General features: G+C 64.1%; 13 protein-coding genes. 2 read left to right on the top strand and 11 right to left on the bottom strand.

Going from position 1 to position 12,610, the window contains the following annotated elements; genetic code table 11:
* Positions 1 to 276: 276 nt before the first annotated feature.
* The 4 genes from KIG99_RS02250 to puuE all read right to left on the bottom strand — a co-directional run bounded on the left by KIG99_RS02250 (position 277) and on the right by puuE (position 3,423).
* Positions 277 to 870, bottom strand: coding sequence for an IMPACT family protein (locus KIG99_RS02250; protein WP_226458606.1), 594 nt, complete (start codon positions 868 to 870; stop codon positions 277 to 279).
* Between the two features lie 86 nt (positions 871 to 956).
* Positions 957 to 1,451, bottom strand: a complete 495-nt coding sequence (locus tag KIG99_RS02245; protein ID WP_226458605.1) for an ureidoglycolate lyase — start codon at positions 1,449 to 1,451, stop codon at positions 957 to 959.
* Entirely contained in the window at positions 1,448 to 2,479 is a 1,032-nt protein-coding gene (gene alc, locus KIG99_RS02240) for an allantoicase (RefSeq protein ID WP_226458604.1), read from the bottom strand. The genes KIG99_RS02245 and alc overlap by 4 nt, the downstream gene beginning before the upstream one ends.
* Positions 2,476 to 3,423, bottom strand: a complete 948-nt coding sequence (gene puuE / locus KIG99_RS02235; protein ID WP_226458603.1) for an allantoinase PuuE — start codon at positions 3,421 to 3,423, stop codon at positions 2,476 to 2,478. Before puuE ends, alc begins: the two co-directional genes overlap by 4 nt.
* A gap of 50 nt (positions 3,424 to 3,473) precedes the next feature.
* Between puuE and gpt the strand changes: the two genes are divergently transcribed.
* On the top strand, positions 3,474 to 3,989 hold the full coding sequence (gene gpt / locus KIG99_RS02230; RefSeq protein WP_226458602.1) for a xanthine phosphoribosyltransferase: 516 nt from the start codon (positions 3,474 to 3,476) through the stop codon (positions 3,987 to 3,989).
* Here gpt and KIG99_RS02225 read toward each other — a convergent pair whose 3' ends face one another.
* The gene (locus tag KIG99_RS02225) at positions 3,990 to 5,174 is read right to left on the bottom strand and encodes a urate hydroxylase PuuD (protein ID WP_226458601.1); all 1,185 of its coding nucleotides are present in this window, start codon (positions 5,172 to 5,174) and stop codon (positions 3,990 to 3,992) included. It lies immediately after the preceding gene.
* Positions 5,174 to 5,527 (bottom strand): hydroxyisourate hydrolase, encoded by a 354-nt coding sequence (uraH, locus tag KIG99_RS02220; RefSeq protein ID WP_226458600.1) that lies wholly within the window; start codon positions 5,525 to 5,527, stop codon positions 5,174 to 5,176. Before uraH ends, KIG99_RS02225 begins: the two co-directional genes overlap by 1 nt.
* Before the next feature lie 221 nt (positions 5,528 to 5,748).
* On the opposite strand from uraH, the gene uraD reads away from it, so the two are divergent.
* Positions 5,749 to 6,270 carry a 2-oxo-4-hydroxy-4-carboxy-5-ureidoimidazoline decarboxylase gene (gene uraD, locus KIG99_RS02215; RefSeq protein ID WP_226458599.1) on the top strand — a complete coding sequence of 174 codons (522 nt, stop codon included), beginning with the start codon at positions 5,749 to 5,751 and terminating at the stop codon, positions 6,268 to 6,270.
* A 30-nt stretch (positions 6,271 to 6,300) separates the two neighbouring features.
* On the opposite strand, the gene KIG99_RS02210 is transcribed toward uraD, so the two are convergent.
* The 5 genes from KIG99_RS02210 to urtB all read right to left on the bottom strand — a co-directional run bounded on the left by KIG99_RS02210 (position 6,301) and on the right by urtB (position 12,580).
* Positions 6,301 to 7,287, bottom strand: coding sequence for a LysR substrate-binding domain-containing protein (locus KIG99_RS02210; protein WP_226458598.1), 987 nt, complete (start codon positions 7,285 to 7,287; stop codon positions 6,301 to 6,303).
* Between the two features lie 195 nt (positions 7,288 to 7,482).
* Positions 7,483 to 8,175 (bottom strand): urea ABC transporter ATP-binding subunit UrtE, encoded by a 693-nt coding sequence (urtE, locus tag KIG99_RS02205; protein WP_226458597.1) that lies wholly within the window; start codon positions 8,173 to 8,175, stop codon positions 7,483 to 7,485.
* 708 nt (positions 8,176 to 8,883) lie between these two features.
* Positions 8,884 to 9,657, bottom strand: coding sequence for an urea ABC transporter ATP-binding protein UrtD (urtD, locus tag KIG99_RS02200; protein ID WP_226461778.1), 774 nt, complete (start codon positions 9,655 to 9,657; stop codon positions 8,884 to 8,886).
* Positions 9,658 to 9,713: 56 nt separating this feature from the next.
* A complete protein-coding gene (gene urtC, locus KIG99_RS02195; protein WP_226458596.1) occupies positions 9,714 to 10,838 on the bottom strand; it encodes an urea ABC transporter permease subunit UrtC in 1,125 nt (374 codons plus the stop codon).
* 164 nt (positions 10,839 to 11,002) lie between these two features.
* Entirely contained in the window at positions 11,003 to 12,580 is a 1,578-nt protein-coding gene (gene urtB, locus KIG99_RS02190; protein ID WP_226458595.1) for an urea ABC transporter permease subunit UrtB, read from the bottom strand.
* Positions 12,581 to 12,610: the final 30 nt, after the last annotated feature.

Here is a 12,610-nt window from a genome sequence, read left to right as displayed (position 1 = left end):
GAGCCAAGCGTTACCGATGGCTTCACAAATGCAGCCATACTTAAAGAAAAGCGCTGCTGTCGATGAAGTTTGGATATTGAATGGTAGCAGGCTGTTGACGTAACGTAACCTATTGACTAATCAGTCGGAGTGCGCGTTCGAACAAGTCGACCGTTTCGTTGACTTATGAACGACTGCTCTCCGCTCCATTGCGGACTACTTCCGCAAGAGCCATCAACGACAGCAAAGGCCGATGAACAGCCTTCTGTCGTCCCGCACTATCCGCAACCTCTCCCCCTAAACCCCATCCTCCAGCCAAACAACCCGTCCTTGCCCAGCCTCATTGAGCCGGGCGATCAAGGCGGGGGCTTCACTTTCCGCCAGCCGGAAAACGCAGTTCACCTGCGCGCCGTGCTCGATGCCGGTCAGGCTTGCTCCGACCGCCTCGATTTCGCGACGCAGCAGGCCTTCCAGCGCGTAGGGCAGTTCGCAACGCAGTTCACGTTGCTTGACGATGGGGATTTTGCGGGCGTCGCGCAGGGCCTGGGCGATGCTGTCGGTGTAGGCGCGCAGCAGGCCGCCGGCGCCGAGCTGGATGCCGCCGTAGTAGCGCACGACGCTGGCGAGCACGCCGTCGAAATCCTGGTGGCGCAGCACTTCGAGCATGGGGCGGCCGGCGGTGCCGCTCGGTTCGCCGTCATCGACCGCGGCCGACTGGCCGCCGGCGAGCAAGGCCCAGCAGACGTGCGCGGCGCCGGGGTGGGCGGCGCGCAATTGGGCGATGACGGCCTGCGCCGCGGCGCGGTCGGCGACCGGTTGCACGCAGCCGAGGAAGCGGCTTTTCTTGATTAGCAGTTCGCTATGGACGGGCGCGGCGAGGGTTTGGGCCATGGGGCGGGAAACAAGGTGAGGGCGGAGGGCGCCGCCATTTTACGCTGCCCGCTTCGCGCGCCTTGTTGCCGGCCGGGTTTGCCCGATTAATCCAGGCTCAGGCTGACTGGCGGTTCGATGCTGACTTCGTCGCAGTTGTTGCCCGGCCCTGAACGGTCGACCACCAGAAAATCGCCAATTTCATTGAGCGCGAGCAGCGGGTGATGCCAGACGCCGGTTGCGTAATTGACGCCCTGGCCGGGCTGGGCGAGGAAGGCGCGCAGGTCGTCCGGGCCGGGCGCCGGGCCGGGGCGGGCGACGACGACCAGGTAGGGCTGGTTGCCGAGCGGCATGAAGGCCTGCGAGCCGAGCGGGTGGCGTTCCATCATGCTGACGGCGAAGGGCAGCGAGCGTGGCTGGCCGCGGAAGATGCTGACGATCAGCTTGCCGTCCGGGCCGGCGTCGAGTCTGGCCAGGTCGTGGTAGCGCTCGGTGTTGCCGCCGTTGATGGAAATCGGCGTTTTTGCGGCGTCGACCGCCATGACGTCGCCGAAGGGCGCGAAGGCGGCAGCGGTCAACGCTTCCGGAACGAGCTTTTTCACCAGGCCACCTTGCCCCACAGGCGCAGGCGCGAGACGCCGCCGTCGGGGATGATGTTGAGGCGCACATGCGTGACCGGGCCGAGGTCGGCGAGGTTGCCGCTGAAGGTGTGGATGGCGTCCATCGAGAGCTTCTGTTCGCTGATCAGGAAGGGCCAGAACATGCTCTGCGTGATCACCGACTGGTCGGTGCCGCCGTCCATGCGCGCCGCCTGCAGCGAGAAGCGGTCGGGGTAGTTGCCCTTGAAGTGGGCGGTGTCGACTTCGATGCGCTCGATGCTGCCGGGCGTGCCCAGTTGCAGGATGCACCAGTCGTTGCCGGGTTCGCGCCGGCGCCGGGTTTCCCAGCCGTCGCCCATGTTGATGCCGCGGCCCGGCGCGATCAGGTTGGCGGCGCAGCCGAAGTGGGCGTCGTTCCAGGCCACGGCGCGGCCGCCGTTTTCCAGCGCGACGAGGTCGTAGATACGTTCCGGCTCGTTGGCATCGAAGACGCCGACCGGCTGGCCATAGACGCGCAGGCGGGCGATGCCGCCATCCGGGTAGATGTTCAGGCGCAGGTGGCTCCAGGTGTCGGTGCTGCTGATTTCGAGCAGGTGATGGCTGTTGCCCGACAAGGTCGTGGACGGCAGGATGCGCGTCCAGCGGGCGTTGGCGAGCACGGCCGGGTCGTCCGATTCGCAATCGGTGGCGTCGATCGAGATGGCCGGCGCGAAGTTGCCGGTGAAGTGGCTGGTGTCGACGTCGAAGCCGCGCACGATGCCGCGCCGGCCGAGCTTGACCAGGCTCCAGTCGTAGCCGGCGGTGCGCTTGCGGCGGGTTTCCCAGCCGTCCATCCATTTGCCGTTGGCGTCGTACTTGCCGGGGATGAACACTGCCGGTTCCGGGTTGAGCAGGCGTTCGAGCGGCGCGAAGAATTCGTCGCTGGCGGCGATGGCGCGCGCGCCGATGCGGGCGTCGGCGAGGTTCACCGAACGGGTCGCCCAGTCGGGCAGGGTGGCGGGGGCGGAAACGATGGGCGCAGCGTCGCTCATAGTGCGGAGTCCTTGCGGTATGGGTGGGTGGCGATCCAGTGGCGGGCGATGTCGAGGCGGCGACAGACCCAGACCCGGTCGTGTTGTTCGATATGGTCGAGAAAGCGTTGCAGCGCCAGGAAGCGGCCGGGCCGGCCGAGCAGGCGGCAGTGCATGCCGATCGACAGCATCTTGGGCGATTCGTCGCCTTCGGCGTAGAGCACGTCGAAACTGTCCTTCAAATACTGGAAGAACGGATCGCCGTGGCTGAAGCCTTGCGGCAGGCAAAAACGCATGTCGTTGGTGTCGAGCGTGTAGGGCACGATCAGGTGCGGCACCGGCGTGCCGTCGCTCTTGGTGACTTCGGTCCAGAAGGGCAGGTCGTCGCCGTAATAATCGCTGTCGTAGAGCAGTCGACCGTCGTCGGCGACCAGACGGCGCGTGTTCGGGCTGTCGCGGCCGGTGTACCAGCCGAGCGGGCGCTGGCCGGTCATCTGTTCGATGACCTCCAGTGCCAGGCGCATGTGCTCGCGCTCAATGGCTTCGTCAACATGCTGGTAGTGGATCCAGCGCCAGCCGTGGCAGGCGATTTCGTGGCCGAGTTCGACAAAGGCGGCGGTCAGTTCCGGGTGGCGTTGCAGCGCCATGCCAACGCCGAACACGGTGAGCGGCAGGCCGCGCTTTTCGAATTCACGCAGGATGCGCCAGACGCCGACGCGCGAGCCGTATTCGTAGATCGACTCCATCGACAGGTGGCGTTCCGGATAGCTGGCCGGGTTGAACATCTCGGAGAGGAACTGCTCGGAGCCGGCGTCGCCATGCAGCACGCAGTTCTCGCCGCCTTCTTCATAATTGAGCACGAACTGCACGGCAATCCGGGCATTGCCGGGCCAGGCGGCATGCGGCGGGCGCGCACCATATCCAATCAGATCACGCGGGTATTCGGTTTTGCGTATATGGCTCATAGCTGCCTCCAACTATACTGCGGCCCATTCTTTTTTCTCGGGAATGCACCATGGAAAATACCCCCGCCAGCCCCTACCGCGACGATATCGTGATCTCCTGGCCGGAGCTGCATCGCGACACGCGCCTGCTCTGCCATCAATTGCTGGAAAAGGGACCGTTCAAGGGCATCATCGCCATCGCCCGCGGCGGCCTGATCCCGGCCGCGCTGGTCGCGCGCGAGCTGGAAATCCGCCTGGTCGACACGATCTGCGCTTCGAGCTACGAGGCGGCTTCCGACGACGCGGCGCAGACTGCACGCAAGGAAGTCAAGATACTCAAGGGCGTCGATCACGATGGCGAAGGCTTTCTGCTGATCGACGACCTGGTCGATACCGGCAACACCGCGCGCGTCATCCGCAAGCTGCTGCCCAAGGCCTATTTCGCGACGCTCTACGCCAAGCCGCAGGGGCGCGAGGTGGTCGATCTCTGCGTCAAGCAGTTCAGCCAGGACAAGTGGATCTACTTCCCCTGGGATATCGACTACCAGTTCGTGCCGCCGATGAAGAAGCATCGCGCTGCTCCGTAATCAGCGGTAACCGCCGGCCGCCCAGGCGGCCAGTTTGGCGCGCTCGGCATCGGTCATTGCGGTGATGTTGCCGAGCGGCATGGCCTTCAACTGCACGGCCTGGGCCAGGATGCGCGGGCCGTTGGCGCGGATGGCGGCCGGATTGTCGAGCAGCACGCCGGCCGGCGCGGCTGGCATCAGCGTTGGTGCGGTGGCGTGGCAACCGGTGCAGCGCGCCGCGATGATCGGTTGAACGTCGGCCAGTTGCGGTGCGGCGGCCGCCGAAACGGCGAGTGGTGCCGGCGCCAGCCAGACGAAGACGGCAAGCAGGATGGCGCCACCGGTCAACGGGTATTGCCAGGCAAAAATGCCCTTGTGCTTGAGATTGAAGAAATGGCGGATGAGCACCGCGGCAAGCATGATCGCCGCCAGCACCAGCCAGGCCTGCTGGTGGTTGTAGGTGAAGGCGTAATGATTCGAGATCATGCAGAACAGCACCGGCAGCGTCAGGTAGTTGTTATGCACGCTGCGCTGCTTGGCCCGCTGGCCGTGGATGGCGTCCGGTACCTCGCCGCGCTGCATGGCGGCGACCGTGGTTTTCTGGCCGGGAATGATCCAGAAGAAGACGTTGCCGCTCATCGTTGTCGCGATCATCGCCCCGACATGCAGGAAGGCGGCACGGCCGGAGAGCAGGTGGGTCAGCACGTAGGCGACGGCAACCACGAAGATGAAATAGAGCACGGCGAAGAGCAGCAGGCTGCGCTTCATCAGCAGCCGGCACAGGCCGTCGTAGACCAGCCAGCCACTGGCCAGCGTTGCCAGGCCGACGCCAATCGCCTGGCCCGGCGTCAGTGCCGCCTTGGCCGGATCGACCATGTAGGTCGCGGCCTGCGAGTAATAGAGCACGCCGAGCAGGAAGAAGCCGGTGATCCAGGTCGAGTAGGACTCCCACTTGAACCAGTGCAGGTCGTCCGGCAGGTTCTTGGGCGCGACCAGGTATTTCTGCGGGTTGTAGAAGCCGCCGCCGTGCACTGCCCACAGCTCGCCGCCGACGCCCTTGGCGATCAGATCGGGATCGCTCGGCGCCTTGAGCGTGTTGTCGAGCCAGACGAAATAGAACGACGAGCCGATCCAGGCGATGCCGACGATCAGGTGCAACCAGCGCAGCAGCAGCGAGCCGATTTCGATCAGGTAAGCGCTGTCCATCAACTGCCCCGGTAGGTCGAGTAGGCCCACGGCGAGACGAGCAGGGGCACGTGGTAATGGCTGGCTGCATCGGCAATGCCGAAGGCCAGGCTGATCCGGTCGAGGAAGGGCGGCTCGGACAACTCGGTACCCAGGGCGCGGAAATAATCGGCGCTGGCGAAAACCAGTTCGTAGGTGCCCGGCGTCAGCGCCTCGCCTTCGAGCAGCGGGGGGTCAAAACGGCCGTCGGCGTTGGTCGTGCCGGCGAGCAGTTGCGTGCGCGTGGCGCCGTCGATGCGGTACAGCGTGAAGGGCATGCCGGCGGCGGGCCGGCCGTTGGCGGTGTCGAGTACATGCGTGGTCAGGCGCCCCATGGGCTTCTCCGGAAACGGAAATGGCGATGGGGCGATTATAGGAAGCCTCGGCCGCCGGCGGGTTTATAAAGGCTATCGGGTTTTCCAGATGAAGGCCGATTTGGTGCCGCTGCGCCCGGCGATATATGAAAGCGCGCAAGATCGTTATATTGCCCGGCGGCTTGCTGGAAGGGGGGCGACCTCCGTAAGCTAGGCCAACGTTCAACTGCCTTCCTTTCCCCATGCTCGAACATCTGACCATAGACAGTCTTTCCCGCCTCGATCGCGCCAGCTTCATGGTCGCCGTCGGTGCGGTCTTCGAGCACTCGCCCTGGGTCATGGAGCGGGCCTGGGAGCGGCGTCCCTTCGCCAACCGTGCGGCGCTGCTCGAGGTGTTGCGTACGGTGCTGGCCGAGGCCGACCGCGGCGAACTGCTCGCCCTGATCAATGCCCACCCGGAGCTGGCCGGCAAGGCGGCAGTGCGCGGTGATTTGACTGCCGATTCGGCGCGCGAACAGGCCGGGGCCGGGCTCAATGCCTGCACGCCGGAGGAATTCGCCAGCATCCAGAAATTGAATTCAGCCTACCGGGAACGATTCGGCTGGCCCTTCATCATCGCGGTCAAGGGACTGGGCCGGCAGGAAATCATCGCGGCGATGGCGGCACGTCTGACGCGCCGGCCGGAAGATGAATTCGCCGAAGCGCTGACGCAAATCCTGCGCATCGCCAGCTTCCGTCTCGACGATTTGATTTCGGCCGAATAAACCCGGTCGACCGCGTCGACCGGGGCAAAATCAGGCCAGGGCGCGCTTCTTGGCGACCGGGGCAACGGCCTGGACGCTGTCAGTCTTGTTGCCGACGCGTTCGCGGATGACATCGACGATCTGCTCGCGGAACCAGCGGCATTCCTCGGAATGGTGCGAACGGTCGTGCCAGAGCAGGTAGAAGCGCATCTTGGGGAACTCAAGCGGCGATTCGGCGAAGCACAGATCGCCCAGCGAGCAGCAGTGCTCGGCAAAGATGCGCGGTGCCGAGAAGATGATGTCGTTCTGCAACAGCACGTAGGGCACCAGATTGAAGTAGGGCACGCTGGCGACGATGTTGCGCTTGAGGCGCTCGCGCGCCAGCTGCATGTCGATGACGCCGCGCTGGCCGACCGCGTAGGGCGTCGGCACCAGGTGCTCTGCATTCAGGTAGTCGTCCTGGGTCAGCTTGTGGCCGGCCAGCGGGTGATCCTTGCGCATCAGACAGACCACGTCGTCGTCAAAGAGCGGTGCCAGGCGCAGGTGTTCGGGCGGCTGCGGCCAGTTGCCGATGACGGTGTCGAGTTCGCCCGATTCGAGGGCGCGGGCGTAGTCGTAATCCGGCCCGAAGGAATGCAGCACGACCTGCGAATTCGGCGCCAGCTTGCGCAGGCGGGCGACGATGTTGCCGATCAGGATGGCGTTCAGGTAATCCGGCGTTGCGATGTTGAAGACGCGTTTCGACTTCATCGGGTCGAAACGCACCTGTTGCAAGCCGATCGCCTCGATCTGGGCAAGCGCGATCTTGACCGGCTCGAGCAGCGACTGGCCGCGCTCGGTCGGCGTCATGCCGTTGCGGCTGCGCACCAGCAACTGGTCGCCGGTGATGTCGCGCAGGCGGCGCAGGGCGGTACTCACCGCCGGCTGCGACTGGTTCAGGCGGCGGGCGGCGTTGGAGACGCTGCATTCGGTGAGCAGCGCATGCAAGACCTGCAGCAGATGCACATCGATGGATTCCCAGGAACAAGTCGTTGCCATTTTTTTCCCTCTGACGATTCGGCGTTGATAGCTGACTTAAGCAATAAGTGCGCCTCATTGTCTGCTGACCGAAAAGTCAGCAATCCAGGCCGGATCGGGGTTTCGGCTAACTCGACATGCTCTTTTTGCGCACCGCTTTTGCGCACTGAAAGCCGCATGCGCCCCAATTCGATGCCTGGTTTTGCGTCGACCGCCTCAGACTGCCAACGCCTGGCGCACGCCGTCTTGCGGCATGGTTTCACCGCGGCCGCGCATGATGAACTCGCCGCGCTCCATCAGCAGGTACTGGTCGGCCAGTGCTTCGGCGAAGTCGTAATACTGCTCGACCAGCAGAATCGCCATTTCGCCGGTGGCGGCGAGCATGCGGATGGCGCGTTCGATGTCCTTGATGATCGACGGCTGGATGCCTTCGGTCGGTTCGTCGAGGATGAGCAGTTTCGGCCCCATGGCCAGGGCGCGGCCGATGGCGAGTTGTTGCTGCTGGCCGCCGGAAAGGTCGCCGCCGCGGCGGTGCATCATCTGCTTGAGGACCGGGAACATCTCGAAAATGCGTTCGGGAATCTTCGTGCTGCCCGGCTTGGTGGCGAGGCCCATCAGCAGGTTTTCCTCGACGGTCAGGCGCGGGAAGATCTCGCGCCCTTGCGGCACGTAGCCGATGCCGGCCTTGACGCGTTCGTGCGGCGGCAGGTTCGTGATGTCCTTGCCATCGAAGGTGATGCTGCCGGATTTTGTCTTGACCAGGCCCATCAGGGATTTGAGCAGGGTGGTCTTGCCGACGCCGTTGCGGCCGAGGAGGGTGGTGACTTCGCCGGTTTTGACCTCGAAGGAGAGGCCACGGAGGATGTGGCTGCCGCCATAGGCTTGGTTGAGGGTGTCGATTTTCAGCATGGTGGGGTTCTCCGGCTCAGGTGTTTGGTTCGCGTGGCGTTTTGCTTGTAGTCTCGGCTACGGTGGGGTTTGTGCTCGTTTTACGTTGGGGTTCCGCCTTGCGGGCGGGCGTACTTTCTTTTGCTTCGCCAAAAGAAAGTAGCCAAAGAAAAGGCGCCCCCCGGGTCAGCGCCGGGCTGCGCCCGGTCCCTTGCGCTACTCGGTTGTCCGGGCGGCTTGCTAAACTCGCCTGCGGCTCGGACAGACGCAAGCCGAAAGCCCCCGGCCAGCCTGCGTTGCTCAGCGCCTCTCAGGGGGACCCGAAAGGCGTCGCCGCCGAACCGGTGGAGATGGTTTTGACCTGTTTCGAGCGGTCGACCGCTAAAAAGCGGCATTTTCTGTTCCTGGGCAGAGCCGTTGTTCCGAGACGTTTTTGGGGTCCCCATGAGAGGCGCTGAGCAACGCAGAAAACGGCGGAAAGAGGGCGAGGACTGTCTGAGGGGCGTAGCCCCGAGTTCCGCAGCCCCCGCCGGTTTCGAGTAGCGCAAGGAACCGGCGAAGCCGGCGCCGACCCTGGGGTCGCCTTTTCTTTGGCTACTTTCTTTTGGCGAAGCAAAAGAAAGTACGCCCGCCCGCAAGGCGGAACCATCACGCCAAACAAGAACAACATCTTCCGTAGGCGAGACGCCTGGCAGGGCGGAACCCAGCGCCAAATAGTCGAGACTCCCCTCAGCGCCCAAGATAAACCTCAATGACGCGTTGATCATTCTGCACCGTCGCCAGATCGCCCTCGGCCAACACCGAGCCTTCGTGCAGCACAGTCACCAGCCCCCCAAGCTTCTCAACAAACGCCATATCGTGTTCAACAACCACCAGCGAATGCTTGCCGGCGAGCGAAACGAACAACTCCGCCGTCCGCATCGTCTCGTCGTCGGTCATGCCGGCCACAGGTTCATCCAATAACAACAGCTTCGGTTCCTGCATCAGCAGCATGCCGATTTCCAGCCACTGCTTCTGGCCATGCGAGAGCAAGCCGGCCTGCCGATCAGCCTCCTTGTCCAGCCGAATTAACCGCAAGGTTTCGGCAATGCGATCCCGCTCGTCGCCGGCCAGCCAGGCCATCAGGCTTTTCCATACGCGCTTGTCGGTCTTCATCGCCAGTTCAAGGTTTTCGAAGACGGTGTGCTGCTCGAAGATGGTCGGTTTCTGGAACTTGCGGCCGATGCCGACGTGGGCGATTTCCGGTTCGGTCAGGCGGGTCAGGTCGATCGACTGGCCGAAGAAGGCCTTGCCCGAATCGGGCCGGGTCTTGCCGGTGATGACGTCCATCATCGTCGTCTTGCCGGCGCCGTTGGGGCCGATGATGCAGCGCAGTTCGCCGGCATTGATTTCGAGGTTCAGGTTGTTGAGCGCCTTGAAGCCGTCGAAGCTGACGGTGATGTCTTCGAGGTAGAGGGCGACGCCGTGCGACAGGTCGAGCTCGCCGGTCACCAGGTGGCCCATCTGGTCGGCGCCATCGCTGCCCTCGGGGCGGTCGTCTTGCCAGGTTTCGAGGGTGTTCATGCGGCGGCTCCTTTGCGGCTTTCGTACTTTTCCATCAGTTTCTTCCACAGGCCGACCAGGCCTTGCGGCAGCATCAGCGTCACGACGATGAACAGCAGACCGAGGAAGAACAGCCAGTATTCGGGGAAGCTGACCGTGAACCAGCTCTTGGCGAGATTGACCACGAAGGCGCCGATGATCGGCCCGATCAGCGTGCCGCGCCCGCCGACCGCGACCCAGATGGCGATTTCGATGGAGTTGCCGGGGCTCATTTCGCTCGGGTTGATGATGCCGACCTGCGGCACGTAGAGCGCGCCGGCGATGCCACAGAGCACGGCCGAGATGACCCAGATCGTGAGCTTGTACCAGAGCGGGTTGTAGCCGATGAACATGACCCGGTTTTCGGCGTCGCGGATGGCGGTCAACACGCGGCCGAACTTGGATTTGACCAGCCAGGCGGCGAAAACCAGGGTCAGTGCGAGGGCGATGGCAGTCAGGCCGAACAGCACCAGCCGGGTTTCCGATGAGGTGACGCTGTAGCCGAGTACCCGCTTGAAATCGGTGAAGCCGTTGTTGCCGCCAAAGCCGGTTTCGTTGCGGAAGAAGAGCAGCATCGCGGCGTAGGTCAGCGCCTGGGTGATGATCGAAAAATAGACGCCCTTGATCCGCGAACGGAAGGCGAAGTAGCCAAATATGAAGGCAACCAGCGCGGGCACGGCCATGACCAGGAAGGCGACCCAGCCGAAGCTGTCGCTGCCGACCCAGAACCAGGGCAATTCCTTCCAGTCGAGGAAGACCATGAAGTCCGGCAGATCGGCGCCGTAGGAGCCGTCGCGGCCGATCTGGCGCATCAGGTACATGCCAAAGGCGTAGCCGCCGAGCGCGAAGAACAGGCCGTGGCCGAGCGACAGGATGCCGCCGTAGCCCCAGATCAGGTCCATGGCCACGGCGACCAGCGCGTAGCACATGATCTTGCCGATCAGCGTGATGGCGTAGGTCGAGACGTGGAAAGCGCTGTCTTCCGGGAAGCCGAGGTGGAGGACGGGCACGACGACCAGCGCGAGGGCGAGGAAGATGCCGAGGGCGATCCAGCTCTTTTTGTCGAGGGAGGACAGGATGCGGAGGGTGAGGGGCTTACGCATGGTGGCTCCGGGCAATATCTGGGCAAACGGCAACCCCTCCCGGCCTCCCCTTTTCAGGGGAGGAGCAAAGCGTCAAGCACGAGGCGTTTGTCACCCCCCCTGACAAGGGGGGGCTGGGGGGGGTTTGGGGTTGAATTCCAAGTATCAAAAACATGTCCATAGCCTTACTCGACGAAGCGACCCTTGAGGGCGAAGATGCCCTGCGGCCGTTTCTGGATGAAGATGATGATGCAGACGAGGATGCTGATCTTGGCGATGACCGCCCCGGCCCAGCCTTCGAGCAACTTGCTGAAGATGCCCAGGCCAAGTGCCGCCCAGACCGCGCCGGCGAGTTGTCCGACGCCGCCGACCACAACCACCATGAAGGAATCGACGATGTAGCCCTGGCCCATGTCCGGGCCGACGTTGGAAATCTGCGACAGCGCCACGCCGCCCAGCCCGGCGATGCCGGCACCCAGCGCGAAGGCCATGGTGTCGATGCGCGCCGTCGGCACGCCGACGCAGCCGGCCATCGGTCGATTCTGCGTCACGGCGCGCACGAACATGCCGAGCCGCGTCTTGTTCATCAGCACCCAGACGAGGAAGAGCACGAACATGGCGAAGCCGACGATGATGATGCGGTTCCACGGCAGGATCAGGTTGGGCATGATTTCGATGCCGCCCGACATCCAGCTCGGGTTGGACACTTCGACGTTCTGCGCGCCGAACAGCACGCGCGCCGACTGGATCAGGACCAGCGACAGGCCCCAGGTGGCGAGCAGGGTTTCCAGCGTGCGGCCGTAGAGCCAGCGAATCACCGTGCGTTCCATGAGCACGCCGACCATTGCGGCGGCAAAGAAGGCGACCGGGATGGCGGCCGGCAGATACCAGTCGATGGCGTCCGGGAAGTAGGCGCGGAACAGCGTCTGCATGCCGTAGGTGGCGTAGGCACCGACCATCAGCAACTCGCCGTGCGCCATGTTGATGATGCCCATGACGCCGTAGGTGATGGCCAGCCCGAGCGCGCCGAGGAGTAGGATGCTGCCCAGCGACAGACCGGAGAAGGCGCGGCCGACGTTCTCGGCGATGGCCAGCCGGCTGTCGATGGCCTTGACCGCGGCGATGGCTTCATAGCGCACCTTGTCGTCGGGTTCGCCGGCCTTTTCGGTGAGCGGCAGCAGGACGCTCTTGATGGTTGGCGACGAGGTTTCGGCCAGCGCCTTGACGGCGGCCAGGCGGGCGGCCGGATCGGCGTTGCCGAGATTGGCCTGGGCGTAAGCGAGGGTCAGCAGTGCCTTGATTTCGGCGTTGCTTTCCTTCTCCAGCGCCCGCGCCAGCAACGGCGCCATTTCCGGCGTCACCTGGCTTTGCAGCTTCTGGGCCGAGGCGAGGCGGACGCTGGCGTCGGTGTCGAACAATTTGAGCGCGGCCAGCGCGCTGGCCAATTCGCCGCGAATCCGGTTGTTGACCGTTGGCGACTCCGGGCTGGCCGGCATCTTGACCACTTCACCCGTCGTACCATCAAAGGCCTTGTCGCCATCGATGATGACGACCTTGTCGCCGGCCAGGAACAGGCTGTCTTCGGCCATGGCCTTGAGGACGCGCACGGCGTCCGGGTCGGCGGTCTGGGTCAGTTGCCGGATGGCGGCGACTTTTTCGCTGGAGTCCTCGGCCGCCAGCTGGCGAACCTGCGCCGGATCAAGCGCAGCCCAGGCCGGCAGCGTGCCGGCACAGAGCAGGAGGGTGAAAAGGATTTTTGTCATCAACGTTCCGTTCGCAATTGTTGCGGTGCA

The sequence above is a fragment of the Quatrionicoccus australiensis genome (assembly GCF_020510425.1).
Classification (GTDB): Bacteria; Pseudomonadota; Gammaproteobacteria; order Burkholderiales; family Rhodocyclaceae; genus Azonexus; species Azonexus australiensis_A.
The sequence above is the reverse complement of the archived record's forward strand: the minus strand, read 5'-3'. Positions and strand labels throughout refer to the sequence as shown.

Bases quoted from the DNA above. Each gene is read 5' to 3' on its own strand.
- KIG99_RS02250 (WP_226458606.1), bottom strand. From the start codon at position 870: ATGGCCCAAACCCTCGCCGCGCCCGTCCATAGCGAACTGCTAATCAAG.
- alc (WP_226458604.1), bottom strand. From the start codon at position 2,479: ATGAGCGACGCTGCGCCCATCGTTTCCGCCCCCGCCACCCTGCCCGAC.
- puuE (WP_226458603.1), bottom strand. From the start codon at position 3,423: ATGAGCCATATACGCAAAACCGAATACCCGCGTGATCTGATTGGATAT.
- gpt (WP_226458602.1), top strand. From the start codon at position 3,474: ATGGAAAATACCCCCGCCAGCCCCTACCGCGACGATATCGTGATCTCC.
- KIG99_RS02225 (WP_226458601.1), bottom strand. From the start codon at position 5,174: ATGGACAGCGCTTACCTGATCGAAATCGGCTCGCTGCTGCTGCGCTGG.
- uraH (WP_226458600.1), bottom strand. From the start codon at position 5,527: ATGGGGCGCCTGACCACGCATGTACTCGACACCGCCAACGGCCGGCCC.
- uraD (WP_226458599.1), top strand. From the start codon at position 5,749: ATGCTCGAACATCTGACCATAGACAGTCTTTCCCGCCTCGATCGCGCC.
- KIG99_RS02210 (WP_226458598.1), bottom strand. From the start codon at position 7,287: ATGGCAACGACTTGTTCCTGGGAATCCATCGATGTGCATCTGCTGCAG.
- urtE (WP_226458597.1), bottom strand. From the start codon at position 8,175: ATGCTGAAAATCGACACCCTCAACCAAGCCTATGGCGGCAGCCACATC.
- urtD (WP_226461778.1), bottom strand. From the start codon at position 9,657: ATGGGCCACCTGGTGACCGGCGAGCTCGACCTGTCGCACGGCGTCGCC.
- urtC (WP_226458596.1), bottom strand. From the start codon at position 10,838: ATGCGTAAGCCCCTCACCCTCCGCATCCTGTCCTCCCTCGACAAAAAG.
- urtB (WP_226458595.1), bottom strand. From the start codon at position 12,580: ATGACAAAAATCCTTTTCACCCTCCTGCTCTGTGCCGGCACGCTGCCG.